At 61.2% G+C, this 26,746-nt stretch carries 22 protein-coding genes, 1 tRNA gene and 2 pseudogenes; 11 read left to right on the top strand and 14 right to left on the bottom strand.

Annotation, left to right across the window (positions count from 1 at the left end):
* Positions 1–42: 42 nt before the first annotated feature.
* The 11 genes from BCF11_RS03960 to BCF11_RS03910 all read right to left on the bottom strand — a co-directional run bounded on the left by BCF11_RS03960 (position 43) and on the right by BCF11_RS03910 (position 11,771).
* Entirely contained in the window at positions 43–1,686 is a 1,644-nt protein-coding gene (locus BCF11_RS03960) for a diguanylate cyclase domain-containing protein (protein WP_098493584.1), read from the bottom strand.
* A gap of 153 nt (positions 1,687–1,839) precedes the next feature.
* Positions 1,840–2,403, bottom strand: coding sequence for a MepB family protein (locus BCF11_RS03955; RefSeq protein ID WP_233212356.1), 564 nt, complete (start codon positions 2,401–2,403; stop codon positions 1,840–1,842).
* Positions 2,400–3,185 (bottom strand): glycosyltransferase family A protein, encoded by a 786-nt coding sequence (locus BCF11_RS03950; RefSeq protein WP_098493582.1) that lies wholly within the window; start codon positions 3,183–3,185, stop codon positions 2,400–2,402. The genes BCF11_RS03955 and BCF11_RS03950 overlap by 4 nt, the downstream gene beginning before the upstream one ends.
* Positions 3,186–3,316: 131 nt before the next feature.
* Positions 3,317–3,392, bottom strand: a tRNA-Thr gene (locus tag BCF11_RS03945).
* A 71-nt stretch (positions 3,393–3,463) separates the two neighbouring features.
* The gene (xylB, locus tag BCF11_RS03940) at positions 3,464–4,954 is read right to left on the bottom strand and encodes a xylulokinase (RefSeq protein WP_098493581.1); all 1,491 of its coding nucleotides are present in this window, start codon (positions 4,952–4,954) and stop codon (positions 3,464–3,466) included.
* A gap of 185 nt (positions 4,955–5,139) precedes the next feature.
* The gene (gene dalD, locus BCF11_RS03935) at positions 5,140–6,540 is read right to left on the bottom strand and encodes a D-arabinitol 4-dehydrogenase (protein ID WP_098497313.1); all 1,401 of its coding nucleotides are present in this window, start codon (positions 6,538–6,540) and stop codon (positions 5,140–5,142) included.
* Positions 6,541–6,616: 76 nt separating this feature from the next.
* Positions 6,617–7,762 (bottom strand): ABC transporter ATP-binding protein, encoded by a 1,146-nt coding sequence (locus BCF11_RS03930; protein WP_098493580.1) that lies wholly within the window; start codon positions 7,760–7,762, stop codon positions 6,617–6,619.
* 83 nt (positions 7,763–7,845) lie between these two features.
* A complete protein-coding gene (locus BCF11_RS03925) occupies positions 7,846–8,550 on the bottom strand; it encodes an HAD-IA family hydrolase (protein WP_098497312.1) in 705 nt (234 codons plus the stop codon).
* Positions 8,551–8,570: 20 nt separating this feature from the next.
* Positions 8,571–9,386, bottom strand: a complete 816-nt coding sequence (locus BCF11_RS03920) for a carbohydrate ABC transporter permease (RefSeq protein WP_098493579.1) — start codon at positions 9,384–9,386, stop codon at positions 8,571–8,573.
* A complete protein-coding gene (locus BCF11_RS03915) occupies positions 9,383–10,312 on the bottom strand; it encodes a carbohydrate ABC transporter permease (RefSeq protein ID WP_098493578.1) in 930 nt (309 codons plus the stop codon). The genes BCF11_RS03920 and BCF11_RS03915 overlap by 4 nt, the downstream gene beginning before the upstream one ends.
* Before the next feature lie 178 nt (positions 10,313–10,490).
* Positions 10,491–11,771 carry a sugar ABC transporter substrate-binding protein gene (locus BCF11_RS03910; protein ID WP_369827832.1) on the bottom strand — a complete coding sequence of 427 codons (1,281 nt, stop codon included), beginning with the start codon at positions 11,769–11,771 and terminating at the stop codon, positions 10,491–10,493.
* Between the two features lie 260 nt (positions 11,772–12,031).
* On the opposite strand from BCF11_RS03910, the gene BCF11_RS27895 reads away from it, so the two are divergent.
* Together BCF11_RS27895 and BCF11_RS03900 are read left to right on the top strand one after the other, a co-directional pair.
* Positions 12,032–12,208, top strand: a complete 177-nt coding sequence (locus tag BCF11_RS27895; RefSeq protein WP_158229135.1) for a hypothetical protein — start codon at positions 12,032–12,034, stop codon at positions 12,206–12,208.
* On the top strand, positions 12,192–13,169 hold the full coding sequence (locus BCF11_RS03900; protein ID WP_098493575.1) for a sugar-binding transcriptional regulator: 978 nt from the start codon (positions 12,192–12,194) through the stop codon (positions 13,167–13,169). Before BCF11_RS27895 ends, BCF11_RS03900 begins: the two co-directional genes overlap by 17 nt.
* A gap of 523 nt (positions 13,170–13,692) precedes the next feature.
* Here the strand turns inward: BCF11_RS03900 and BCF11_RS27405 are convergent.
* The 3 genes and pseudogenes from BCF11_RS27405 to BCF11_RS03890 form a co-directional block, all read right to left on the bottom strand.
* Positions 13,693–13,977 carry a DUF6587 family protein gene (locus BCF11_RS27405; protein WP_143751246.1) on the bottom strand — a complete coding sequence of 95 codons (285 nt, stop codon included), beginning with the start codon at positions 13,975–13,977 and terminating at the stop codon, positions 13,693–13,695.
* A pseudogene (locus BCF11_RS03895) lies at positions 13,974–15,823 on the bottom strand (ferrous iron transporter B). The gene BCF11_RS27405 and the pseudogene BCF11_RS03895 overlap by 4 nt, the downstream one beginning before the upstream one ends.
* A gap of 10 nt (positions 15,824–15,833) precedes the next feature.
* Positions 15,834–16,058, bottom strand: coding sequence for a FeoA domain-containing protein (locus BCF11_RS03890; protein WP_233212355.1), 225 nt, complete (start codon positions 16,056–16,058; stop codon positions 15,834–15,836).
* An 814-nt stretch (positions 16,059–16,872) separates the two neighbouring features.
* Here BCF11_RS03890 and BCF11_RS03885 point away from each other — a divergent pair.
* The 9 genes and pseudogenes from BCF11_RS03885 (at position 16,873) to BCF11_RS03845 (ending at position 26,737) form a co-directional block, all read left to right on the top strand.
* Positions 16,873–18,003, top strand: coding sequence for an ABC transporter substrate-binding protein (locus BCF11_RS03885; protein ID WP_098493573.1), 1,131 nt, complete (start codon positions 16,873–16,875; stop codon positions 18,001–18,003).
* Between the two features lie 314 nt (positions 18,004–18,317).
* Positions 18,318–18,486 (top strand): annotated as a pseudogene (locus tag BCF11_RS03880) (GTP-binding protein); the annotation flags it as partial.
* A 241-nt stretch (positions 18,487–18,727) separates the two neighbouring features.
* Entirely contained in the window at positions 18,728–19,459 is a 732-nt protein-coding gene (locus BCF11_RS03875; RefSeq protein WP_098493572.1) for a metal ABC transporter ATP-binding protein, read from the top strand.
* The gene (locus BCF11_RS03870; protein WP_369827727.1) at positions 19,456–20,361 is read left to right on the top strand and encodes a metal ABC transporter permease; all 906 of its coding nucleotides are present in this window, start codon (positions 19,456–19,458) and stop codon (positions 20,359–20,361) included. Before BCF11_RS03875 ends, BCF11_RS03870 begins: the two co-directional genes overlap by 4 nt.
* Positions 20,362–20,381: 20 nt before the next feature.
* A complete protein-coding gene (locus BCF11_RS03865; RefSeq protein ID WP_098493571.1) occupies positions 20,382–21,254 on the top strand; it encodes a metal ABC transporter substrate-binding protein in 873 nt (290 codons plus the stop codon).
* Between the two features lie 655 nt (positions 21,255–21,909).
* Positions 21,910–22,380, top strand: coding sequence for a transposase (locus BCF11_RS03860; protein WP_098493570.1), 471 nt, complete (start codon positions 21,910–21,912; stop codon positions 22,378–22,380).
* A 439-nt stretch (positions 22,381–22,819) separates the two neighbouring features.
* Positions 22,820–24,463, top strand: coding sequence for a glycosyltransferase (locus BCF11_RS27890; protein WP_098493569.1), 1,644 nt, complete (start codon positions 22,820–22,822; stop codon positions 24,461–24,463).
* Positions 24,464–24,530: 67 nt separating this feature from the next.
* A complete protein-coding gene (locus BCF11_RS03850) occupies positions 24,531–25,856 on the top strand; it encodes a glycosyltransferase (protein ID WP_098493568.1) in 1,326 nt (441 codons plus the stop codon).
* Between the two features lie 5 nt (positions 25,857–25,861).
* Entirely contained in the window at positions 25,862–26,737 is an 876-nt protein-coding gene (locus BCF11_RS03845) for a class I SAM-dependent methyltransferase (RefSeq protein ID WP_098493567.1), read from the top strand.
* Positions 26,738–26,746: the final 9 nt, after the last annotated feature.

Here is a 26,746-nt window from a genome sequence, read left to right as displayed (position 1 = left end):
ATGGGCAAAATTTGCCCACTCTGCAGCATGCCAGCCCTTGCGCTAAACGCGAAAGGGCTCCAGCGACTCCTCGAACACACAATACTCATTCTTTCCCGCCCGCTTGGCCTGATACATGGCGATATCGGCCTGTGACATCAGCTGCGAAGTGGAAATCCCAGCCTGCGCATGCAAGGCAATACCGATCGAAGCGCTCAGTTCGAACAGCTGGCCGTCGATATTGAACGGGATGCCGATCGCATCCAGCAATTGCCGGGCGACGCTGATCGCGCCCTCGCGCGCATCGCTGAGATCGCTCAGCAAGACGACAAATTCATCGCCGCCCAGGCGCGCCACGGTATCTGTGCTGCGGCGTTCGTCCAGCAGGCGCGCCGCCACCTGGCGCAGGATGGCGTCGCCGGCCTCGTGGCCGAAGACGTCGTTGATCGGCTTGAAATCATCGAGATCGCAAAACAGCAAGGCAAAATGAGAACCGTCGCGCTGCGCCCGCGCCATCGCCTGCTGCAGACGGTCTTCCAGCATGGCCCGGTTGCACAGGCCGGTCAGCGCATCGTGGTGCGCCATGAACGCCATGCGCGCCTCGCTCGCCTTGAGCGCCGCTTCCTTGTCGCGCAGCCGCTCCACCAGGTAATTGAAACCGAGCACCAGGCTGCCGACCTCGTCGTGCCGCTGTACCGGCAGCGGCGCCAGCTGGCGCTTGCCGTCCGCCATCTCGCGCATCGCATGGGCGGCATCGGTCAGCGGCCGCAAAGTGCGCGGCAACAGCAGCAGCATGATGATGATCATGCCGGCGACGATCGCCAGCGTGTTGCGCAGATAGAAGCCGAGCATGGCGTTAATTGGATGGAATACCTCGGCGGTCGGGATGCGCGCCACCACGAACCAGCCGGTGCCGGGCACCGTCACCATCGCCGACAGTTCTTCCACGCCCTTGGCGTTGATGGTGATGCCGGTGCCACGGTAACCGGCCATGGCACGGTCGTGCAGCAGGTTGACGCCGGGTGGCGGGGTCGGCGTCAGCACCATCGCCGGATCGCTGGCGCCGACGAACAGTTTGTCGGCCGGCGACACCAGCAGGAAGCCGCCGCCGGCGCCGAGCCGGGTTTCCTGCAGACGGTCGAGAAAGCCGGGTGTGTTCAGCACCACCACGCCGGCCAGCACCGCCACTACCTGGCGCGCGCTGTTGCGCACCGGCGCCGCCATGATCATGATCGGCTCGCCGTTGGCGCGTCCGCGCCGCGGCCGCCCCATCACCGGCGCATCGGCCTGCAGCGCCGCGCCGAACCAGTCGGCATCGGAAAACACCAGGCTGCCGCGTCCGGCCACTGTCGGATATTCCGCCAGCAGCCCGTTGCCGTCCGGCCGCACCACCAGCAAGCCGCTGTTGAACAAGGGATTGATGCGCTGCCGTTCACGCAGCCAGGCCGTCAGCTGTTCCGGCTTCGACAGCAGCGCCGGCGGCAGCACCGAACTCAGTTCGGCGAGCAGCGCGCGGCGCGCCTGGATGCTATGGCCGATGTCGCGCGCGACATACGACGCCACCGACAATTGCTGGGCCGCCACCTCGTCGCGCAGCAAGCCTTGGGCAAAAGGCAGCGCAAAAAACAGGCGCAAGCCGATGCCGGCCGCGATAATCAGGATACCGAGGCCAATCAGGCGGAACTTGATGCTTTGGAACATTGGCATGGGGGAATGATACAGAAATCGGCAGTTCCCTAGTGCCACGGTGCGATGCCATCATGCAGTATGTGGTTTTAAAGCCGCAGCCGCCGTGGTCGGCAGCGGTAACGGAGGACGCTTGTTTGCGCCCGTGCTCCTGATGATTGCTGCTTGAAATTATTATCGCTCTTGACGATACAGCAAGCGTGCCCGTTCGTAGTCTATGGCGCCGCTGTGCGGCAGCTCCAGGAAATAGGCTAGCTGCCAGGCCTGGGTTTTTTGCGCCTGCCGGTTGGTGGCCAGGTCCCAAGGCGGATAGACGCGCATAGCGCGCTTGCCGCCGGCGCCGTTTTCAGAAACCACATCCTGCGCGCGCAATACCGATTTTGGAAAAACGAATTGTCCGAAAAACTCCTCCGTGCGCGTGCATACGATAAAAAAATCGACTGCATCCGCCATGTCGTAAGGCTGGATCGGACCTTTGCCGACGCGCTTCCACAGAGTCACGAATTGTCCGGTTTTGGTGGGCGTGATTTTGGCCGTGCGAAAGCGCATGGCCAAGCCATTCAGTTCGAAGGCATAGGCGCCGTACTCGGCGCTTTCCGCTTCCATCCGCGGTTCTGTACTGGTGAACTGGCAAGTGTCATACACCAGATCCCTGCTGGCCAGCAGATCGCGATGGATAGCGTCGGCGCCAGCCCAGGCAGAATGAGGCAGATGCATGAAACAAAGGGAATCAGTCATTCTTGGCGAACCGCACATGACTGACATTCCCGCGCGATGCGTGCGATGTCGGCCAGGAATACATCCAGAGCAGCCTGTAATTCACCACTGCGTTCGAGTTCAGTTGCTTCGATGTGAACTGTATCGTCGACTACCTTGCTGCGTTCCAGAAAACCCACGGTTGTGCCGCCTTCCTTGGCCCAATGCCTGAGGGCAGGGAAGTCGCAGCGCGCGCCATTCCAGTGGCGCATCAAGGCAGTGCGGTACACGCCATCCTCACCTGCAATGGGCGAGCGCCAGATCGCTGCCGTGGGGAAGCCGCTAGAGGCCAGAAACACGCTGCGGCGACAGACGACGTTTGTCATGAACACCAGGCTCAGGCCCCTGATCCTCAAGTCGGTCTCATCTATGCCGAACCGCGCCGGGATATCCATCACGCGCGCATGTCCGGATAACGCGCCCAGCTGCGGCTGCAACCGAAAGACCTCCACTGCGGCTTCGTACCATCCTTCGCAGTGCTCATCGTCCTGATCCAGAAACGTGATAAAGGGAGCGCGCGCAATCATTGCCCCTATATTCCGCGCCGCACTTTGCCCGCCATTTTCCGGCAGAAGAAACGGCCTGATGCGCTCATCGCGGCGAGCCAGTTCCAATATGAAGTTGCGTGTTTCGTTATTGCTGCAGTCGTCTACTATGACGACTTCTACATTTACTCCTTGCTGGTTCAATGCCGACTGCACGGCGGCGTCTAGCCGCTCCATGCCATTGAAAGAGGGAATGATGCAAGAAACGTCAGGGTTCATATGCTTTTATCTCAGGTTTTGAAAAATACTATGGCTTGTCGCGACTGGCGCCGATCGCAGATGAAAAAAAGCCGAAAACCATGTTTTTACCTGGTTTTCGGCGTTTTATGATGATTTCCTGAAATTCCTTGTGGTGCCGGAGAGAGGAGTCGAACCCCCGACCTCTTCATTACGAATGAATTGCTCTACCAACTGAGCTACACCGGCACTGCTTCCGCAATAGATACCGCAAAAGCTGACAATGATTTTATCAGCAATCAATCAAAAGTGAAGCCCAGTCAATGCAGGCTCAGATCAGGGTCCGCAACGCGTTGCGGCCGGCAGCGGTAAATCTCCCGATAAGCCTCCAGCCGCGGCAGCAAAGCCGCATGGCGCTGTGGGTTGGGCGTGAATGCCTCGCGCTGCGGCGGTTTGGCGCAAATGGTGGCTTCCTTGTCGGATTGATCATTGGCCGCCAGCCAGGCCAGCCGTGCAGCGCCAAGCGCGCCGCCGGTTTCGCTGCCGATGTGGGTCACCATCCGCACGTTCAGCGTATCGGCGATCAGTTGCGCCCAGTAGGGGCTGCGCGAGCCGCCGCCTACCAGCGATAATTCGGTCACTTCGGTACCTGCCGTATGCAAGGCATGCAGGCCGTCGGCCATGCCGAAGCTGACGCCTTCGATCACGGCGTAGCCCAGGGCGGCGCGGCCGTGGGCGTGCGACAAACCATGGAAGACGCCTTGGGCGTAGGGGTCGTTGTGGGGCGTGCGTTCGCCGGACAGGTAGGGCAGGAACAGTGGGGCGTTTTCCAGTTCGGCCGGGCCTAGCGCCGCGATTTCGTTGAGCAGGGTGGCTTCGTCGACGCTGACCAGGCGGCAGAACCAGCGCAGGCAGCTGGCGGCGGAGAGCATCACGCTCATCTGGTGCCAGCGGCCGGGCAGGGCGTGGCAGAAGGCGTGTACCGCCTGGGCGGGATTGGGGCGGAAGCGGTCGTTGACGACGAACAGCACGCCGGAGGTGCCTAGCGATATGAAGCCGTCGCCGGGATTGACCGCGCCGATGCCGACCGCGCTGGCGGCGCCGTCGCCGCCGCCGCCGGCGACAATGACTGCAGGCGACAAGCCCCAGGCCTTGGCTACTTCAGGCAGCAGCGTGCCGGAAGATTCGCCGCCTTCCACCAGGCGCGGCATATGCGCGCGCCGCATGCCGGTGGCGGCCAGCAGTTGGTCGGACCAGTCGCGCTTGGCGACATCCAGCCATAACGTGCCGGCGGCGTCGGAGGGTTCGGAGACTTTGTTGCCGGTGAGTTTCAGGCGCAGCCAGTCCTTGGGCAGCAGCACGGTGGCCATGGCGGCGAATATCTGCGGTTCATGGCGCGCCAGCCAGAGCAGCTTGGGGGCGGTGAAGCCGGGCATGGCGAGGTTGCCGGCGATCTGGTGCAGCTGCGGCGCGCGGGCGGTAAGTTCGGCGCATTCGCTGATGCTGCGCAGGTCGTTCCAGAGTATCGCGGGACGCAATACCTTGTCTTTGGCATCGAGCACGACCGCGCCATGCATCTGGCCGGACAGGCCGATGGCGCGCACCTCGCTGAACTGCTGCGGCGCCTTGGCGCGCAGCTTGGCGATGGTGTCGCCGGTGGCTTGCCACCACTGCTCCGGATCCTGCTCCGACCAGCGCGGCTGCGGCCGCGAGACAGTGAGTGCGGAGCCGGCGTCGGCCAGCAGATTGCCGGCCTGGTCCATCAGGACTACCTTGACTTCCGAGGTGCCCAGGTCTATGCCCAGATACATTTTCCAATTCCTCTACGCGTAGGGCGCTTTGTTGCGAGCGGCTGGGCCGGCTTGGACTATCCGGCGCACGCGCTCGCAAACAACATAAACAACAGATAGATTAAACAACTAGATTAGTTTTCAGCGCACGCAGGCGCTGGCCGGGCGAACCCGGTCGACGGCAGTAGTTGCGGTATCCAGCCGGATCAGCTTTGTTGCGCCAGCCAATCCTGGACCCGGATGACTGCCTCGCGCAGCGGTAATTCCAGCTGCGCGCTGCCAGCTAGTTTGCCCCATAAGGCGGTATCGGCGCAATAGGCGCGCAGAGGGTCGGCGCTGGCCAGCATGGCGCGGGTGGCGGTGGCGTCGAACACGCCGTCCTGGTAGGCGTAGGGCAGCTCGCCGCTGGCCCAGCGTTGCAGGAACAGGAAGAACAGCGCCGGCAGCAGCAGCGTGGCATGCGGTACGGCGCCGCGCGCCAGGCATTCCTGCAAGGTCGGTACGATGAAGCCAGGGATCTTGGAGAAGCCGTCGGCGGCGACGCGCTGGTTGCTGTCCTGGATATTCGGATTGCTGAAGCGTTCCAGCACGGTATCGCGGTAGCTTTCCAGATTGAGCGGACTGGGCGTCAGGCAGGGGATGACGTCTTGCGTCACATAGTCGAAGGCCATTTTGCGGATATCCGGGCGCGCGCAATCCTGGTCGATATAGGTAAGCCCCACCAGCGTGCCGGCCCAGGCGACGCAGCTGTGGGTGGCGTTGAGTATGCGGATCTTGGCTTCTTCATAGGGCAGCACCGATTTCACCATTTCGACGCCGACTTTTTCCAGCGCCGGACGGCCGGCGGCAAAGTCATCCTCGATCACCCACTGGATGAACGATTCGGCCATGATCGCGCATGGATCGGGCTCGCCGCATGCCTGCGCCACGCGCGCCCGCACTTCGTCGGTAGGGCGCGGCGTAATGCGGTCGACCATGGAATTGGGGCTGCGAGTATGTTCCTTTACCCATTGCTGCAAGGCGGTCTCGCCGCGCAGTGCAAGAAACTGCAGCAAGCCGTCATGGAAGCGTTCGCCGTTATGGCGCAGGTTGTCGCAGTTGAGCAGAGTCACCGGGCCGCCGTTGGCCGCGGCGCGGGCGCGCAGGATGGCGGTCATGGCGCCGTAGATGGTGTTCAGTTCGCCTTGCAGGTCGGCGGCCAGATCGGGATTGGCGGTGTCGAGGCGATGCTGGTGATCGAGATAGTAGCCGCCTTCGGTGACGGTGAAGGAAATCACCTTGGTGCTGCTGCGGGCGCCGATGGCGGTCAGTTCCAGCAGCGCGGCGTCCCACGGCACGATGGTCTTGATCGAGCGGATCACTTCATAGCTGCGGACGCCGCCGGGCGTGACGGTTTCCAGCGTATAGGCGCCGTCCTGCTGTTCCAGCGCATCCAATAGCGGCGTCATGTCGTCGCGGATGTTGGCCAGCGCCAGCGACCAGCTGCGGTCGCCGCTCTCCATCAGATGATGAAGATAGACCGCCTGGTGGGCGCGGTGGAAAGAGCCTGCGCCTATGTGCAGCCAGATCTGCTCGGATCCATTGGCAGCGGAGGAAGTGACTTGCATGATGAGTCCTGATAAATATTGATAAACGCGAATGACAAAAGCGCTGTTCTCGATAGTCGGCTGGCTGGCGGTGGTTTTACGCCACCTGGGCAGCTGCGCGGCCCTGGTCCGCCGCTGCGGCGCCTCCAGCGGCATCCAGCCGGGGCAAGGCACGGCCGCTCTGGTCGAACAGATGGCAGCGCAGCGGATCGGCCGAGACGCCGATCTCGCTGCCGCGCTGCATGCTGACGGTATCGGCCACGCGCAGCACCAGCGGTTCCTCGGATGCTGTCGAATCGGCGTACAGATAGGAGAAATCGCCAAGCGCTTCCAGCACCGTGAATCTGGCCTTGAGCATCGGCGTCTGCGCATCCAGCATCAAATGTTCGGCGCGCACGCCGATGCTGACCGCGGCGCCGATCTGCAAGCTGCTGCCATCCACCGCGACCGACTGGCGGCCGCCGCTGGCTAGTTCCACCAGCACGCCGTTGCCGCCGATGGCAACTACCTTGCCGTCGATGAAATTCATCTTCGGCGAGCCGATGAAGCCGGCCACGAAACGGTTGGCCGGATGATGGTAAAGCTGCTGCGGCGAGCCGATCTGCTCGATGCGGCCGGCCGACAGCACCACGATCTTGTCGGCCAGGGTCATGGCTTCGATCTGGTCGTGGGTGACATAGATCATGGTGGTCTTGAGCTGGTCGTGCAGTCGTGAAAATTCCAGGCGCATCTTGACCCGCAGCGCCGAATCCAGGTTGGACAGCGGTTCGTCGAACAGGAATACGCTGGGTTCGCGCGTGATGGCGCGGCCGATGGCGACGCGCTGGCGCTGTCCGCCGGACAGGGCCTTGGGTTTGCGGTCCAGCAGATGGTCGATATGCAGGGTCTTGGCCGCCTTCTGCACGGCGGCGTCGATCTCGGCTTTCGACTTGCCGGCGATTTTCAGGCCGAAAGCCATGTTGTCGTACAGCGTCATGTGCGGGTACAGCGCATAGGACTGGAACACCATGGCGATGCCGCGCTTGGCCGGCGGCACGTCGTTCATGCGGGTGTCGCCGATGAACAGGTCGCCGCTGCTGATGTCTTCCAGGCCGGCGATCATGCGCAGCAGGGTGGATTTGCCGCAGCCGCTGGGGCCGACGAAGACCACGAATTCGCCATCGTCGATATCCAGGTTGATGTCGCGCATGACTTCATTGTCGTCGTAGCTCTTGATGAGGTTCCTGATTTTTACGCCTGCCATGATGGTCTCCTTCTGTTTTATTCTCGAATCACCTTGCCGCTCAGCGCCAGGGCGATGACTGAAATCGTGTAAAAATTGTGCAACTAAGCCGCCAGCAGGCCGGGCAGCTGTTGCATGTCCTCGAATACCTGCTCGGCGCCCGCCGCCAGCAGGCGCGCGGCAGCCTGGCCGCGGTCGTGCGCAACGCCGGTAAAGCCGAACACGCGGATGCCGGCGGCGACCGCGGAACGGACGCCGGTGACGCTGTCGTCGATGGCGATGCAATGCCGTGGCGCGACCTGGAAGCCGGCGGCGGCCGCCAGGTAGACATCCGGCGCCGGCTTGGGCGTGCCCATGTCGTGGCCGCTGTGGATATGGCCGTCGAACAGTTCCAGCAAGCCGCAGCGCCGCAAGCCGGCGTCTATGCGCAACAGGCTGCTGTTGCTGGCGACGGCCTTGGGCAAGGGGATCGCCGCCAGCACTTCGATCACGCCCGGCACCGCCGTGACTTCTTCGCTGCAGGCGCGGCTGACAGCCATGTTGATGGTGGAGTAGTCGGGCGCCAGCAAGCCGAGGCTGAACTGGGCGTTGAGTTCATCCAGCAGTTGGTCGGTCATCATGCCCAGCCGTTCCGCAATCGCGCCATGCAGCGCCAACTCGAGCGCCAGTTCGTTCTGGCCGTTGCTTTGCACTACGCCACGCGGCAGGTAGCTGCTCAGCTGCCGATGCAGGACAGCGAGGGCGATGCTTTCACTGTCCAGCAGGACGCCGTCGCAGTCGCAGATCAGGTGAGTGATATGTTGGTTCATTGCGGGATTCGTCATCAGCGTCATTTCACCGCGCCAAAGGTGAGGCCGCGCACCAGCTGCTTTTGCGCCAGCCAGCCGAGCACCATGATCGGCGCGATCGCCAACAAGGATGCCGCCGACAGCTTAGCCCAGAACAAGCCTTCCGGATTCGAATAGGAAGCGATGAAGACGGTCAGCGGGGCGCCGCTGACGCTGGTCAGGTTGATGCTCCAGAATGCTTCGTTCCAGGACAGGATGATCAGCAGCAGGGCGGTCGAGACCAGTCCCGGCATGGACGTCGGCAGCAGCAGGTACAGCATTTCCTGCCAGGCGTTGGCGCCGTCTATGCGTGCCGCTTCCAGGATTTCCTTGGGCACGTCGTTGAAATAGGTGAACGCCATCCACACCGCGATCGGCAGGTTGATCAGGGTATAGATGATGGTCAGGCCGGTCACGGTGTCGAGCAGGCCGCTGTTCTTGGCCAGCAGGTAGATCGGGATCAGCACGCCGACCGCAGGCATCATCTTGGTCGACAGCATCCACAGCAGCAGTTTCTGGGTCTTGGCGGTCGGGAAGAAGGCCATCGAGTAGGCTGCCGGCACCGCGATCAGCAGCGCCAGCACGGTGGAGCCGAGCGAGACGATCAGCGAGTTGCTGACGAAGTTCATGTAGCTGCTGCGCGCCAGCACTTCGTGGAAGCTTTCCAGCGTCGGCCAGAAAATCAGGCTAGGCACATAAGCCTGGTGCTCGGTCTTGAAGGCGGTGATCGCCACCCAGAAGATGGGGAAGAACAGGACAATGGCGCAGGCCCAGGCCAGCACGCCCAGCCACAGGCGATTGGTGTTTTTAGCTTTCATTTTTCGTTCGCTCCTTTCAGGTTCTTGGCCATCATCCGTACCAGGAAGAACGACACTATGTTAGCCAGCACCACGGCGATGATGCCGCCGGCCGAGGCGATGCCGATGTCGAATTGCTGCAGGCCGATCGAATACACCAGATAAGCCAGGTTGGTGGTCGCCGTGCCGGGGCCGCCAGCGGTAGTGGTGAAGATTTCGGCGAAGATCGACAGCAGGAAAATGGTTTCGATCATGATGACGACCGTGATGGCGCGCTTGAGATGCGGCAGCACCACATACCAGAACACCCGCACCGGCCCGGCGCCGTCCAGCTGCGCCGCTTCCTTCTGTTCCATGTCCAGCGACTGCAGTGCGGTCAGCAGGATCAGGAAGGCAAACGGAATCCATTGCCAGGCGACGATCATGATCACCGACAGCATCGGGTATTCAGCCAGCCAGTCGACCGGTTCCAGGCCGACCAGGCGCATAGCCCATGCCAGCAGGCCGTAGACCGGATGCAGGATCATGTTTTTCCAGATCAGGGCGGCTACGGTGGGCATTACGAAGAAGGGACCGATCACCAGCAGGCGAGCAATGCCGCGGCCGAAGAAGGGCTGGTCGAATAGCACCGCCAGCAAGGTGCCGCCGACCACGCTGATGACCAGCACCGAACCGATCAGCACCAGCGTATTGAGGATCGACGGCCAGAATGCCGGATCGCTGAGCAGGAAGGCATAGTTGTCCAGGCCGACGAAACCGGTAGCATCCGGCATCATCAGGTTGTAGCGGATGACCGAGAAGTACAACGTCATCGCCAGCGGCACGATCATCCACAGCAGCAGCAACAGCACGGAAGGCGTTTGCAGCAGCCGTACCGGCTTGAACTTGCTGGCGCTGGGCCGCGCCAGCACGGCCGCGCTGGCAGCCTGGGCGAAAGGAGTTGACATGATTTACCTCTTACATTTTTGTCGCGCCGATTGGCGAGAAGGGGTAGGGTGGGCACTCCGTGCCCACGCGTGGATGTACTCCGCGTCTTTGCCTGCTTTGCTGCCGTGTGAGTCTGTACTCCGGCTATCACGGTCACGCGTGGGCACGGAGTGCCCACCCTACGGATTACTTGCGCATTTATTTAATATAACGCCCTTGACGCATTACCCGGTCCGCTTGGCTCTGCGAGGTCTGCAACGCGACGTCGACGGTCGACTTGCCCGCCAGCGCTCCGGCAATCGCCTGGCCGACTACCGTGCCGAGCGACTGGAACTCGGGAATCGTCGCAAACTGGATGCCGGTGTAAGGCACTTTCTGCAAGGTGGCGTCCTTGGTGTCGGCAGTCTGGATCGCGCTCAGGACGAAGTCGGAATACGGCGCGGCCTTCTTGTAGTCAGGCGAAGCGTAGGTCGACATGCGGGTGCCGGGAGGAACCAGGCCCCAGCCTTTTTCCTTGGCTACCAGCTGGATGTATTCCTTGGAAGTGGCCCAGGCGGCGAATTTCTTGGCGGCGTCTTGCGATTTCGACGACTTCGGAATCGCCAGCGACCAGATCCACAGCCAGTGCGCGCCCTTCGGCGTGACGGCCACCGGCGCCGGCGCAAACGCGACCTTGCCTACGACCTTCGATTCCTTGCTGCTGTAGATCATGCCGGCGGCGACGGTGGCGTCTATCCACATACCGCATTTGCCGCTGGAGAACAGCACCAGGTTTTCGTTGAAGCCGTTGGAAGTGGCGCCTTGCGGACCGTATTTGCGCAGCAGGTCGACATAGGTGGTGACGGCGTTTTTCCATTCCGGCGTATTCAACTGCGGCTGCCATTTTTCATCGAACCAGCGGGCGCCGAAGGTATTCACCATGGTGCCGACCAGCGCCATGTTCTCGCCCCAGCCGGCGCGGCCGCGCAGGCAGATGCCGGCGATGCCGTTCTGCTTGTCGGTGAGTTTTTCAGCGAAGCCGGCGATGTCCGTGTAGGTCGGATGCTCAGGCATTTTCAAGCCCTTTTCTGCAAACAAGTCCTTGCGGTAGTAGGTCATCGAGCTTTCGGCGTAGAACGGCAGCGCGTACAGCTTGCCGCCTTCGGTCAGGCCGTCGCGCACGGTCTTGATCAGGTCGCCTTCATCGTAGCTGGCAGGCAGGCCTTCCATCGGCGCCAGCCAGCCTTTCTTGGCCCAGATCGGCGCTTCATACGCGCCGATGGTCATCAGGTCGAACTGGCCGCTGCCGGTGGCGATGTCGGTAGTGACGCGCTGGCGCAGGACGTTTTCTTCCAGCACCACCCAGCGCAGCTTGATGTCGGGATTGGCGGTTTCGAAATTGGTGGAAAGCTTTTGCAGTTCGATCATGTCCGGATTGTTGATCGTTGCGATGTTGACGGTAACCGGGGCGGCCCAGGCGCTGCTGCAGAGCATTGCCATGGAAAGAGGGGCCAAGATGGCTGCGAACGGGCTGTTGCCGATGCTGCGACGTTTCATGTTTGTCTCCGTGGTAGGAATCATCAATTAGCCATGCCGACTTGCGCGGCTTCGCTTTGTCACTTTCTTCGGCACGCCGCGCTTGCGCCGGCCGCCTGAAAGCTGTTGTAACGCTGTCCCTTGTTCTGCATTTTCGTGCGCTTCAGTGAAAATATTGAGCAAAAGACTTCTCGTTGAGCAAATAATCATTCATGATCCAAGTCATGTCAAGATTTTTTTTGCCGAATAAATCCCTGCCGAATGCTTATGTTGCGGTGCGCTATCTGGGACAATTCGTGATCGCATGCCGTACGCAGGCGGCGGCTGCAGTGCACTGCAACAAGAGCTCAGCGTTGCCGCACGCCGACGAAAAAGGGACATCAAATGGCATCAAGAAATGAAAAACTGGATCTCGCAGCCCGGGCTGCGTGGATGTATTACGTGGTTGGCGATACCCAGAATGAGATCGCCGACCACCTGGGTATTTCGCGGCAGATGGCGCAGCGGCTGGTGGCTTATGCGCGCGAATCGGGGCTGGTCAAGGTGCGGGTCGAGCATCCGGTATCGGAATGCCTGGAGCTGGCGGCAGCCTTGCAGCAGCGCTATGGCCTGGAGCAGTGCCATGTGGTGCCGAGCATGGGTGCGGCCGATAAGGTGGCCAATAAGATGGTGGACGATGCCGGCGTGCAGCAGATGCTGGCGGTGGTGGGCGCCGAGGTTGTCGAGCGCTACCTGCAGCAGGAAAATCCGCTGGTGGTGAATGTCGGTTCCGGCCGCACCCTGAAGGCGGTGCTGGAGGCGGTGAGTGAAATGGACAGGCCGCAGCACCGGATTGTGTCGATGGTGGGGGCGATTGCGGCGGACGGTTCGTCGAACCGCTATGACGTGGCGCTGACGGTTGCGGATAAAACGCAGGGGCGTTTCTTTTTGCTGCCGGCGCCGCTGGTGGCGGACAGCGCCGAGGATATGCGGCAGTGGTGTCATCACCGGGTGTACCGTATCGTAGCGGATCTGGCGCAGCAGGCGGATGTGACGTTTATCGGGGTCGGTACGATTGCGCCTGGCTGTCCTATGCATGAGGATGGCTTTCTTACCGCGGCGGAGGTGGCGCAGTTGCAGGCGCATGGGGCGGTGGGGGAGATGATCGGGCATGCGATTGCGGGGGATGGGCGGCTGATTGCTTCGCCTATCGAGGAGCGGGTCACCAGTTTGCCGTTAAGATCGCCGCCGTCGAAGCCGGTGATCGGAATGGCGGGTGGGGCGAAGAAGGCGGAGGCGATCCGGGCGGTGTTGCGGGGTGGGTGGTGGTCGGGCTTGATCACCGACGAGTATTGTGCGCGGTTTGCCCTGCAGGATGACTAGCCAACCGTAACTGAACGCAAAAGCAGTCAAATGGGGTCAGAGTTTTTTTTCGCGGTTTTTGCGAAAATTACTCTGACCCCATTTGACGTTCTACGGAGTGAGTGCGGTGGCATGCTAAGAACGGCCTGAGGGTTGCTAAAACGTTTGCTGCTCCGTGGATGTTTGCCGGGGGGGCCGGCAGCCAGTCACTTTTTCTTGCTTCGCCCCCTCGCCGGGCGCAAGAAAAGTAACCAAAAAGAAGGGCTGGAGCACCGCTCCTGCCGAAGCCGTCACCTCCGCAGGAGGTCCCCAAATCCGGCGCGTATCAGCCGGGTGGGGGACAAAACTCGCCTTCGGCTCAGACATGTCCCCCACAATTCCCGGCTGACACGCGCCGGATTTGGCAACGTCTCAATGCGGGGTACTTCAAAAGCAACCCCAACTTCAAAATCAAAAGCAACGGCAGCGTCAAAAGCAACCCCAGACACCACAGCCTCTATGGGTTTCCGCAGCTGCTGCAGTTTTTACTTTATTCGCTAGGTCGTTAGTGAAATTTAACGGGTTGTTCTTCTGTTGTTGGGGAGCTTGTGCTGCAGCCGGTGGAGCATGAGCCACATCCGCTGCCGCAGCCGCCTGCCATGGCTGTTGGCTGTAGCTGTTCGCCTAGCTTGCGCAACAGGAATGGGCTTGCCGGTTGGCTTAGTGATGCTGCGAGCCTTGTCTGCACACGCTGGCTGGTGGCTGGCATCAGGCGGCGGCAGGCGTAGATCAGGCTGGCGATTACCGCCAGGCTGATGACGATGGCTTGGATGATCAGGAACGGGGTCATGTCAGCAGCCTTGTGATTTGATAAGTCAGGAACGCGGCCAGGTAGGCCAGGCCGAACAGGTAGGCAGTGGCGGCTGCGACCACTTTCCAGGAGTTGGTTTCGCGCCGCATCACCGCCAGCGTCGACATGCACTGCGGAGCGAACACGTACCAGGCCAGCAGCGCCAACGCGGTCGCCAGCGACCATATTGGCGGGCGATCATCGGGCCCAGCTGCGACGTGATCGCCTCTTCGCTGCCGGACATGGCGTACACCGTGCCGAGCGCAGATACGGCCACTTCACGCGCCGCCATGCCGGGCACCAGCGCGATGCAGATCTGCCAGTTGAAGCCGATCGGTGCAAACACGTATTCCAGCAGGTGGCCGATGCGGCCGGCCAGGCTGTAGTCGATGGCCGGCAGGGTGGCGCCTGCGGGTGGGCCGGGGAAGGTCGACAGGAACCACAGCAAGACGGTGAGGGCGAGGATGATGGTGGTGACGCGGCGCAGGAAGATCAGCGCCCGCTCCCACAGGCCGATGGCGATATTGCGGGCGCCGGGCAGGCGGTAGGAGGGCAGCTCCATCAGCAAGGCATGCTCGCTCTTGTCCTTGCGTACGCGCTTGATGACCCAGGAGACCGCCAGCGCGCTGACGATACCGGCCACATACAGCACGAACAGCACCATGCCTTGCATGTTGAACAGACCCCACACGCTGGTGTTGGGAATGAAGGCGGCGATCAGCAGCGTATACACCGGCAGGCGCGCCGAGCAGGTCATCAGCGGCGCCACCAGGATGGTGGTCAGGCGGTCGCGCGGATCCTGGATGCTGCGCGTGGCCATGATGCCGGGAATCGCGCAGGCAAAGCTCGACAGCAGCGGGATGAAGGAGCGGCCGGTGAGGCCGGCCTTGAACATCATGCGGTCCAGCAGGAAGGCGGCGCGCGGCAGGTAGCCGGATTCTTCCAGCACCAGGATGAAGAAAAACAGGATCAGGATCTGCGGCAGGAACACCAGCACGGTGCCGAGGCCGCCGAAGATGCCGTCGCTGATCAGGCTGCGCAACAGGCTTTCCGGCATCGCCGCCGTGACCCAGGCGCCGACGGCGCTGACGCCGGCCTGGATCGCCGCCATCAGCGGCTGCGCCCAGGAGAACACCGCCTGGAAAATAAAGAACATGATAGCGGCCAGCAGCGCCAGTCCCATCACCGGATGCAGCACCCAGCGGTCGATGGCGTCGTCGATTATCGAAGTATTGCGCGGCATGGTGACAGCCGCGGCCAGCATCGCACGTACCTGTGCGTGCAAGTCATCGTCGCTTGTTCCGGCCGCCGTGGCTGCCAAGGCCGGCGCGCCGGCCTGGTCCAGGTGCTGGATCAGCGCGCGGGCGCCACCACTGCGCACCGCCACCGTCTCGATTACCGGAATGCCAAGGCGGCGTTCCAATTCTTCACGGTCGATGCCGATGCCGCGCTTGCGGGCGGCGTCCATCATGTTCAGCGCCAGCACCATCGGCCGGCCCAGCCGTTTCACTTCCAGCACGAAACGCAGGTGTAGGCGCAGATTGGTGGCATCCGCCACGCACACCACCAGATCGGGCAGCGCCTCGCCCGGCATCTGGCCGAGGCAGACCTTGCGCGTGATCATTTCATCCGGGCTGGTCGCTTCCAGGCTGTAGGCGCCGGGCAGGTCGAGCAACTGGAACACGCGGCCGGACGGTGCGCTGAAACGGCCCTCCTTGCGTTCGACCGTGACGCCGGCATAGTTCGCAACTTTCTGGCGGCTGCCGGTCAACTGGTTGAAGAGGGCGGTCTTGCCGCAATTGGGATTGCCGACCAGGGCGATGCGCAGGGAGCTAGTGCTGGACATGGTGCTTGATTCAGGAAGCCAGGTTGACATGCACCCGGTGCGCTTCGGCGCGACGCAGGGCGAAACGGGTGAAGCCGATTTGTATCATCAGCGGATCGGCGCCCACCGGGCCGCGCGCTACCACGCTGACCGCTTCGCCGTTGACGAATCCCAGCTCGCGCAAACGTTTGGCGATAGGGTCCGCAGCCAATACATCTTCTACCTGTTCGATGACTGCAGGTGTAAACGGGGTCAAGTCGCAAAGTCTCATACAAAAACACCATTACTAATAATGATTCTCATTATAACCATTGAAGGTCGCCCGCATGCGCTTCGGTTACAAAACAAAGGGATTGCGGCCGGTGACTGGCATAAAAATACCAACAGGAAATAAATTGAATTGCTCGTGTTTTTTGCCAAGCGCTGCTGCTCAAAGAGTTATCCGACGTTGCGCTCCCGCCGCCAGTTTTATGATTTTTGCTTCGCCAGTCATGTCGGTTGCAAGAAATATTTTTGCACTTCGTGCGCCAGTTCCTCGGACGACAGCAAGCCCTAATAGACTGCTTGTCTAGCTGCTGCTTTTTGAGTGCATTCACGACATCGCGGTAGTCGCTGGCATTGATGCCCTGGCCCTTGGCGACTATCGGTGCGGTTTGCGCAACGTGCCCACATCATATTGGTAATGTTGTTAGGTGGCAATTTCGCTCGAATAGTGAGGCTTGCCTACGCTATTCCCCGTGAAATATAGCGATAACTGTTTCTCTGTTTTTTAGCGACGAATATGCGTCGCTTGCTTGACAGCATTACCTGCTTTGCGTTTTACTTAGCGAAATTTTCTGCACTGCAACAAACCATGCGCTCGTTTTTGCTATTGCCTGCGTGCTGATTCAGGTTGCAGCGTGCAGGCAAATCGGCTTTGCCATCGCCTGATCTCGCGCTCATTTCGCATTACGAAGTAAACATTGGGCCGCACAATTTCGGGCGTCGTTTTACGCGGTTTTCAGGTAGCGCTAACATCGGCTGGCCTTGCAGTCTCTATCAACTCAATTCCTGTGAAGGATCGGATTCCCATGCGCTTCAAAAAAATACTTGTCCTCTCATCGCTGTTGCTGACGGCCGCCATCTGCCAAGCCGAAACCGGCGTCACCGCCAGCACCATTACCCTGGGACAGTCAGCAGCGTTTTCCGGTCCGGCGAAGGAACTGGGCAAGGGCATGCATGACGGCGCCCAGGCTTATTTCGATCAGGTCAACGCCAGCGGCGGCGTGTTTGGCCGCAAGATCATCTTGAAGACCCTGGACGACGGCTACGAGCCGGACCGCGCCGCCGCGAACACCAAGCAATTCATCGAGCAGGATGAGGTGCTGGCCTTGTTCGGCTATGTCGGCACACCGACTTCAAATGCTTCGATTCCGGCAGTCAGCAAGGCCAAGGTGCCGTTCTTCGCACCGTTTACCGGCGCGCAATCGCTGCGCGAACCGTTCAACCGCAACGTCTTCAATATCCGCGCCAGCTACTTCGCCGAGACCGAGAAGATCGTGCAGCAGATCACCACCTTGTCGCTGAAGCGGATCGCAGTGTTTTACCAGAATGACGCCTACGGCAAGGCTGGCCTGGAAGGCGTCACGCGGGCCTTGAAGAAGCGCGGCATCGAAGTGGCCGCGCTCGGCACGGTGGAACGCAACAGCGTCGAGGTCAGCGATGCCGTCGCCAAGATCCGCGCCAGCAAGCCGCAGACGGTGATCATGGTGTCGGCCTATAATTCCAGCGCCGCCTTCATCAAGGCCATGATCGCCGCCGGCAGTCCGCCCTCGTTCTGGAACATCTCGTTCGTCGGCAGCCAGCAGCTGGTGACCGCGCTCGGCAAGGATGCCAGCGGCGTGCAGATCGCCCAAGTGATGCCAGCGCCGTGGGACGAGACCCATGCCATCGTCAAGGAATACCGCAAATACTATCTGCAGGACGGCAAGAAGCAATGGGACTACGTCAGCATGGAAGGCTTTATCGCCGCCAAGGTGTTTGTCGAAGGCTTGCGCCGCGCCGGCAGCAACCTGTCGCGCGATAGCCTGATCCGGGCGCTGGAAACCGTCAGCCATTACGATGCCGGCGGCTATTTCATTACCTTCAGTCCAAGCAGCCACAACGGTTCGGAGTTCGTTGACCTGACCATGGTGGCGAAATCGGGCAGGTTCCTGCACTGATATATAACCTTGCCTTGCTGTCCGCCTGAGTAGCTGATCTCGGCGCGCAGCAAGGCACTTGCTTGCATTCCGGCCGTCCAGCTCTGGACGGCGCCTTCCATTCTCTGTCTCCCTGCTATCGGCAACGCCGTCAAATTCCTCTGACATGAGGTAATCCGTGCAAATGCAACATAGTTGCATTACAATCTCGATATGCAACTGAGTTGCATTTATGCGGAGTGCCGCGTCAGCGCTGGAAATTTTCATGTCCAAGCCAGCTGGCCCCGGGCTCGCCAGGCAAGCAGTCCGACCGCTGTTCAATTCCAGAGACCGTTATGAGTCAACTAAAAAACCTTCCTGTCATCGTGTTGTCGGGTTTCCTTGGCGCCGGCAAAGCCATCTTGCTGAATCACATATTGCGCAATCGCGAGGGCAAGCGCGTGGCGGTGATCGTCAATGACATGAGCGAAGTCAGCATCGATGCCGGGCTGGTGCGCGGCGGCAGCGCGGCCGCTGGCGGCGGCCTGGCACAGCTTCGACGATCCGTTTCCAGGTTGGCACAGAAGCGCCGAGGGAAGTCAATGATCATGCCGCGCATCGATCAATCGCAGGCGCAACAGGAAGCGGCGCCGGCGGCCCGCGCCAGCATCCTGGCGCGTTCGGCATGGCGGCGGTTGTTGCTGGTGCTGCCGGCTTGCCTGCTGCTGTGGCTGGGCGTGTGCTGGGCGCTGGCGGGAGAATTCCGATGAAGCCGGTGATCGCGCTGCACGATGTGAGCGTCGCTTATCGCCGGCAAGCGGCGCTGCAGCATGTCAGCGGCGTTTTTACGCGCGCATCGTTGACGGCGGTGGTCGGACCTAACGGCGCCGGCAAGAGTACTTTGCTGAAGGCCATGCTGGGCCTGTCGCCTGTTGCCAGCGGCTGGGTAGAAATGCATGTCGCGCGCAAGCTGATCGCCTATCTGCCGCAGCAGGCGGAGATCGACCGCAGTTTCCCGATCTCGGTGCTGGATTGCGTCTGCCTCGGCTATTGGCAACGCCTCGGCGGCCTTGGCGGCCTCAGCTCGGCGCTGGCGGAAGGTGCGCAAGACGCTCTGCGGGCAGTGGGTCTGCAGGGCTTCGGGCAGCGTCCCCTCGGCAGTTTGTCGGCCGGGCAGCTGCAGCGGGTGCTGTTTGCGCGCATCCTGGTGCAGGACGCCGATGTGATACTGCTGGATGAACCCTTTAGTGCGGTTGATGCCAGGACCAGCGAGGACCTGCTGGCGCTGATCCACGGCTGGCACGCGCAGCAGCGCACCGTCGTCGCGGTGCTGCATGACCAGGAGCAGGTGCGCCGGCATTTCCCGCAAGCGCTCTTGCTGGCGCGCCAGCTGGTGGCCTGGGGCGAGACCGGACAGGTGCTGAGCGCAGCCAATCTGCAGCGTGCCAGATATATGCCTGAGACGGGCGCCGGATCCTGCCTGCCGGAGGCCGCGTGACGCTGCTTTCATGGCTGCATGCGCTGCAGCAGCTGGCCTGGGCGCCGTTTGCCGAATTTGCCTTCATGCGGCGCGCCTTGGCCGGCGCCCTGGCGCTGGCGCTCAGCAGTGCGCCGCTGGGCGTGCTGCTGACCTTGCGCCGCATGAGTCTGTTCGGCGATGCGCTCAGCCACGCGGTGCTGCCGGGCGTGGCGATCGGCTTCATCCTGTTCGGCCTGTCGCTGCCGGCGCTGAGCATAGGCGGCTTTCTGGCGGGCGTGACCGTGGTCGCCGTGGCGACCCGCATCAGCCGCACTACCGGCCTGAAGGAAGACGCTAGCCTGGCTTCGGTCTACCTGATTGCGCTGGCGCTCGGCGTGATGCTGATATCGATGAATGGCTCCAAGCTGGATCTGCTGCATATCCTGTTTGGCAACGTGCTTGGGGTCGACCGCAGCGGCTTGTTGCTGGTGGCAGGCGTCAGCACCTTCAGCCTGATGCTGGGCGCGTTGGCTTACCGCGGCTTGCTGCTGGAAAGTTTCGATCCCTCCTATCTGGCTGCAAGCGGGGCGCGTGGCGGCCTGTTCCAGCATCTGTTTCTGATGCTGGTGGTGATGAACCTGGTTGCTTCGTTCCAGACCCTGGGCACCTTGATGGCGGTCGGCCTGATGATGCTGCCGGCGGTTTCCGCGCGCCTGTGGCACGACACCTTGCCGGCGCAGCTGCTCAACAGCGCCATGCAGGCGGCGCTGGCGGCTTACGCCGGCTTGCTGCTGTCCTATTACACTGCGGCCCCATCCGGCCCGACCATCATCATTTGCGCTGCGGTCTGCTACCTGGTTTCGCTGCTGATCGCGCCGCGCGGCTGTCTGCCGCGCCTGTGGCGCCGCCTGCCTGTTTCTCAACCTCAGGAGTTATCGTGAAAAGGTTCATCCAATTGTTAATGACGGCGTTGCTGGCGATCAGCAGCAACACCGTGGCGGCGGCAAGAATCCCGGTAGTCGCCAGCTTCAGCATCCTGGGCGACATTGTCAGTACCATCGGTGGCGAGCGGGTGACGGTGTTGACGCTGATCGGTCCCGACCAGGACGCTCATGTGTTCGAGCCAACGCCGGCCGATGTCAAGGCGATTGCCAGGGCGCGGCTGGTGGTCGTCAACGGCCTCGGTTTCGAAGGCTGGATGGAGCGTCTGGCCGGCGCTGCCGGCTACCGCGGCAGCCTGCTGGTCGCCAGCACCGGCGTGGCGGCGCGGCAGCGGCCGGGGCCAGGCGCAGATGCCGCCGCGCGGCCCGATCCGCACGTCTGGCAGGATCCGGCCAACGTGATGATCTACACCCGCAATATCGTTGCCGCCTTGAGTAAACTCGATCCGGCCGGCAGCGCTGAATACAAGCTCAACGGCGAACGTTACCTGCGCGCCCTGGCCGACCTGGATCGCTGGGCGCTGCTGCAATTTGCCGCGATTCCAGAGCAGCGGCGCATGGCGATCACTTCGCACGACGCCTTTGAATATTTCGGCGCGCATTATGGCGTGCGCTTCCTGGCGGCCCAAGGCATCTCGACTGAAAGCGAAGCCAGCGCGCGCGATATCGCTGCGTTGATCCGGCAAATCAGGCAGCTGGATATCAAGGCGGTTTTTTTTGAGAACATGAGCAATCCGCAACTGCTGCGGCAGCTTAGCCGCGATGCCGGCGTCACGCCGGGCGGCAAGCTGTATGCCGATGCGCTATCGGCGCCGGACGGGCCGGCGCCAACTTACCTGCGCATGATGCGTTATAACATTAGCCTGATTCTGGCTTCTTTGCGACGCGGCTGAAGCATCGGCGGCGGTAATGGCGGCGTAGGGTGTAATGCCGTTCAGTTAAGACTGAAGGCATTTTTATTTGCGGAACTCGTAGGGCGGGCACTCCGTGCCCACGCGGATGGGCCGGGCGCGTAGCCGGGGCACGAATGTCAGGGACGCGAATATCCATGATACTGCGTGGGCACGGAGCGCCCACCCTACGCCATGCCGTTCTGCCCTAACTGAACAGCATTACGGCGCAGGGTGTCATTTTTCCGGCTGGCGAGGGTGGCTATGATAAGGTGAATTGTTAACTTTGAATTTCCGGATTGTGAAACATCGTTATTGTTTTTTTTGAAAAACCGATGACCAAAAAATGTTATCCAAAAGAAATAGTTAAATCATTTAGTTTTCTTGTGGAAATAATGAATGTGCATCTAACCCCATTTTAGGGTTAAATATCGTTAATTTATGTGAACTATAGTTAAAAATCCAATTTTTCAGTGGTTTCATAAGGCTCTTGCTTTTACTCTTTGCATGTATGCAGCCGCCAAACTTAACAAACCGGCGGACGCATAGCGACAGGGTTAACCGATTGAATATGATCCGGCGATTTCCAAAAGAAAAAGATTTGCCGAAAGGAAAATCGAGCTGCCTGATTCAAGTTCAACAATCAAAGAGTAGATAGATGCAGAAAATTAACCGCGTTCTTCGAGATGATCAATGGGAGAAACTGGAGCCTTTGCTGGTAGGGCGGCCAGGGGATTCCGGCATGTGCGGCCGCGACAATCGCCTGTTCATGGAAGCGGTGCTGTGGGTGGCGCTGAAAACCGGCACATGGAGCAACCTGGCGCCGGAATTCGGCCGCTGGAGGACCAGCTACATGCGCTTCCGGCGCTGGACCAAGGCCGATGTCTGGCGGCGCGTGGCCGAGAGCCTGGCCGACCACCATGAATTACAGGTGATCTTGCAAGCCATCATCGTGCTGGGCGACGAGCACACCCGCCTGAATACGGAAAGATCGATCAGGCGGGCCAATGTGAAAACCTATGGCCGCGCCCTGGCTTCAGCCAGCGGCGCCGGCGCCAAGCCGGCACGCGGCGATGAGCTGTCGTCATCGTGGGTATGGCTGGTGAGTGACGACGTCCAGACCAGCTGATCGCGCAGCAGACAACAACAGCCCCTAAGGCTGCCGGCGCCAAGTGGTATCTCCCATGCGCCAGCGGCGGCCTGCGCATATCGACAAATGACATTGTTGGTTGCGCCGCGCCATTTTCCTTCCGCCAGCAATTCCAGCGTGTTTTTTGCCTATGAATCCGGCAAGAAATTAACGTATCGGCAAGCCCTTCCATAATAGGGGCTACTCTCTAAAGCCCTTCCTCATTTGACTACCCCCGTGCGGTATCAGGTATCATCGCCCAAGGGGAATGTGTGGCAGGAAACTTCTTGGCGTATGGCAGCTCCTGCGTTTTCCCCACGATAAAAAAGAATGGCCTCGACGAGGAGGCTGAGACAGGTCTGAAGCGGCGCGATGGCAGGCGGTAAGTGGCCAAAGCAATGATGCGGACGATTAACATTCGATTAAAAGTACGATTTTGATGAATTTCATTCTGTATTCGGATATTGGCGAAAGTACAATCAACAAAAGCCTTGGTTTGCCAGAGTACAGCTACTACTTTGTCTTGAAAGCTTTTCGCACTGTCTTGCAGGAGCTTGGCACGGTGACCGTGGTGCGGCAGCCGGAGACCGAAGTCGATCCACTGTTCGACGCCTGCCGCGAGCGCGGCGAAGAATGCGTTTTCCTCTCCTTTTCCCCGCCCAACAAAACCTTGATCGACTTGCGCTGCCCGACTGTATCGGTGTTCGCCTGGGAATACAGCAACATTCCCGACGAGCTGTGGGATGAGGATGTGCGCAACGACTGGCGGATAGTGTTTGGCCGCCACGGCAGGGCAATCACCTTGTCTAGCTATACCGCGCGCGTCGTCCGGGAAGCGATGGGGCCGACATTCCCGGTGTTGGCGGTGCCGGCGCCATTGTGGGAACAGTTTGCCGCTCCGCGGGCGCGCTTCGGATCCAGCCTGCCGCCCGCTCAAAGCCAGCTGCAGGTGCGTGGCATCGTGATCGATAGCCATGTTCTGGGTTTGTCTGCCGATGGCCTGATCGCACATGTCAAGCTCCCGCAAGCGTCGGACGAGCTGGATGAGCCCGATGAGGCGCCGCTGCCGCTGCCAGTCCAGCCGGAACCTGCGCCGGAACCGGTTGCGCCACCGCCCCAGCCTGAACCCGTGGTGGCGCCCAAGAACCTGCGCTATCGGCTGGCAGTGACCAAGCGCCATCTGCTGACCTGGTACCGGGAAGCGGTACGCGACCTGCTGCCTTTATGGCTGGCCCGCGCGGTGGCGCTCAGCGGACGCAGCGGTAATACCGTTGCGCGCGCCGTCATGGGCTACGAAAGCCGTACGCTTGCGCCAGTGCAGCCCTTGGCGGCAGAGCCGCAGGCGCAGCAGCAAGCGGCGCCGGCCGCGCCGCCAGCGGCAGCAGCCGTTGCGCCGGAGCCGCCGCAAGAGCCCGCGGTGAGCGTCAATCTGGAAGGGGTGGTCTATACCTCTATCCTCAGTCCCAAGGATGGCCGCAAGAACTGGTTCGACATGGTGACCGCATTCTGCTGGACTTTCCGCGATGTCGAGGATGTGACGCTGGTGCTGAAGATGAATGAGCGCGATCTGTCGCTGTATCACAACACCCTGCTGACTTTGCTGTCGCAACTGGCGCCGTTCAAGTGCCGGGTCCTGACCTTGCATGCCTATCTCGATGACGCCACCTATGAAGAACTGATAGGCGCCACCAGTTTTTACGTCAATACCTCTTTGTGCGAAGGCCTGTGCCTGCCGCTGATGGAATTCATGAGCTGCGGCAGGCCGGTCATCGCGCCGCGGCATACGGCGATGGAAGATTACATCGACGACGGCGCCGCCTTCATCGTCAAATCCAGCCTCGAGCACAATGTCTGGCCGCATGATCCGCGCGACCTGTTCCGCACCCTGCGTTACCGCCTGGATTGGGAATCGATCTGCAATGGCTATGCGGAGAGCTATCAAATAGCGAAACAGCATCCTGAAAAATACCTGGCGATGGGCCGGCACGCTATCGCGCGCATGCAAGCGTACAGCGCGGGCGCGGTCGTCAAGGAACAGCTGCGCGACTTTTTCCAGCAAGAAGCTGTGGAGGAACAGGCATGACGCTGTCCTCTTCACGCTGCGTCAGCGGCGCCGTTCATCCTCGCTCTTACCTGAAATCCGGCGCCAGATGATTATCATTATTTATTCCGAAACCAACTCCGGTTCGATTGCCTCGAACCTCGGCTTGCCTGAGTATAGCTACTACTTCGTGCTGAAGGAATTTCGCCCGGTGCTGGAGCAGCTCGGCATCGTGGTGACTGTCAGCGATCCCGCGCGTGAAGTCGACGACATCTACCGCAGCGCCGCCGCGCACGGTGAATCCTGCGTATTCCTGTCGTTCTCGCCGCCGCATAAAACGGTGGTCGGCCTGGCTTGTCCGACCATTCCTGTGTTCGCATGGGAGTTCAGCACGCTGCCGAACGAGGTCTGGTTAGGCGAGCCGCGGCATGACTGGCGCTATGTCTTCGACAAGGTCGGCAGCGCCATCACGCATTCGGTATTCACCGCGGATTCGGTGCGGCGCGCGATGACGCCGGAGTTTCCGGTGACCTCGATACCGGCTCCGGTATGGGACCGTTTTTCCGCATTGCGCGAAAAACTGTCGATCGCCAATCATCCCGACGGCGTCGACCTGCATGTTGCAGGCACCGTGGTCGATAGCCGTACGGTGGATCTTTCTCCTTACAGCGTGCCGCTGCGGCGCTTCCCCAAGCCGAACCTGGTGCGGCCGCCGGTGCTGGCGCAGCGCGAACCGGCCAGGGTGCATATCGACGGCGTGGTATATACCTCGGTCTTCAATCCGTATGACGGCCGCAAGAACTGGTACGACATGATCAGCGCCTTTTGCTGGGCCTTCCGCGATACCGAAGATGCTACGCTGGTGTTGAAACTGACCCACCACGACGTCCGCATCGGCGTCGACAATCTGCTGGAGAACGTCTACAAGCTGACGCCGTTCAAGTGCCGTGTGCTGTTGATCCACGGCTATCTGAGCGACGCCGACTACGAAAAACTAGTGTCCGCCACTACCTATGTACTGAATACCTCGCACGGCGAAGGCCAGTGCCTGCCGCTGATGGAGTTCATGTCTTGCGGCAAACCGGCGATCGCACCGGTGAATACCGCGATGGCTGACTATATCGATCGCGACAACGCTTTCGTGCTGGACTCCAGCACGGAGCCGAGCCACTGGCCGCACGACCCGCGCCAGGCTTATCGCACCTTGCGCTACCGCATCGACTGGGGTACTTTGCTGGCCGCCTACAAGGATAGTTATCGGGTAGCTAAACAGGATCCGCAAAGGTACTGGCAAATGGCGGACCATGCGGTGGAGCGCTTGCAGCAGCATTGTTCGCGCGCGGTCGTGAAAGAACGCTTGCTTGCCTTTCTGTCGGCGCGCGGGCAGGCGGACGCGCATCGGCCTGTGCCGGCGGCAGAACAGGCCGTCCCATGAGAAACATGATCAGAGCCCTGGCTGGCTGGTTGCGGCCCGTCCCGGCTGCGCCGACGGTCGAGCTGCCGCAGCTGGTGTCGGCTGAGGGCGTGGTTGATTCGCGTATCTGCGGCCTGGTCGATAATGTCCAGAGCGGCTGGTTCCGCCAGGAAAGCGGCGAGCTGCTGGAAGGTTTTGCGATCACGCCGGCAGACGTGGTGCTGGATGTCGGCTGCGGCGAAGGCGGCGCCACCATGTTTGCCGCCCGCTGCGGCGCCCATGTGATTTTTTCAGACACCGATGCGGCGCAAGTCGCGCGGCTGGCGGCCAAAGTGGCGGCCAGCCCGGCGCGCGGCGCGCAGGCGCTGGTCTGCGATACCGATCCCTTGCTCTTGCCGGATGCCTGCGCCAGCCGCATCATCGCCATGGAAATGCTGGAGCACGTGGACGATCCGGCGCAGGTGCTGGCCGAACTGGTGCGTGTCGGCAAGCCAGGCGCGCTGTACCTGCTGACCGTGCCTGATCCGGTGGGCGAAGGCTTGCAAAAGCAGCTGGCGCCGCCGTCGCATTTCCAGAAACCTAACCATATCCATGTGTTCGAGCGCGACCAGTTCGCCGCGATGGTGAGCGCTGCCGGCCTGGAGATCGAACGGCGCCACGCGTCGGGCTTCTTCTGGTCGCTCTGGATGTGCCTGTACTGGGCCAGCGATGCAGGCGCCAGCGGCGCCGACGCCGCTACGCGGGACAATATCAAGCCGCCTTACCCGCCCTTGCTCAACCAGTGGGCGAACACCTGGCACCAGCTGATTTCGCTGCCGGAAGGCGCCAGGATCAAACAAGTGCTGGATAGCGCCATGCCCAAGAGCCAGGCCATCATCGCCCGCAAACCTGGCCGCAGCTAACATTTGGAG

The organism is Collimonas sp. PA-H2 (genome assembly GCF_002564105.1).
Taxonomy (GTDB): domain Bacteria; phylum Pseudomonadota; class Gammaproteobacteria; order Burkholderiales; family Burkholderiaceae_D; genus Collimonas.
Note: the sequence above shows the minus strand (reverse complement) of the source record. Positions and strands in the feature narration are given on the sequence as shown.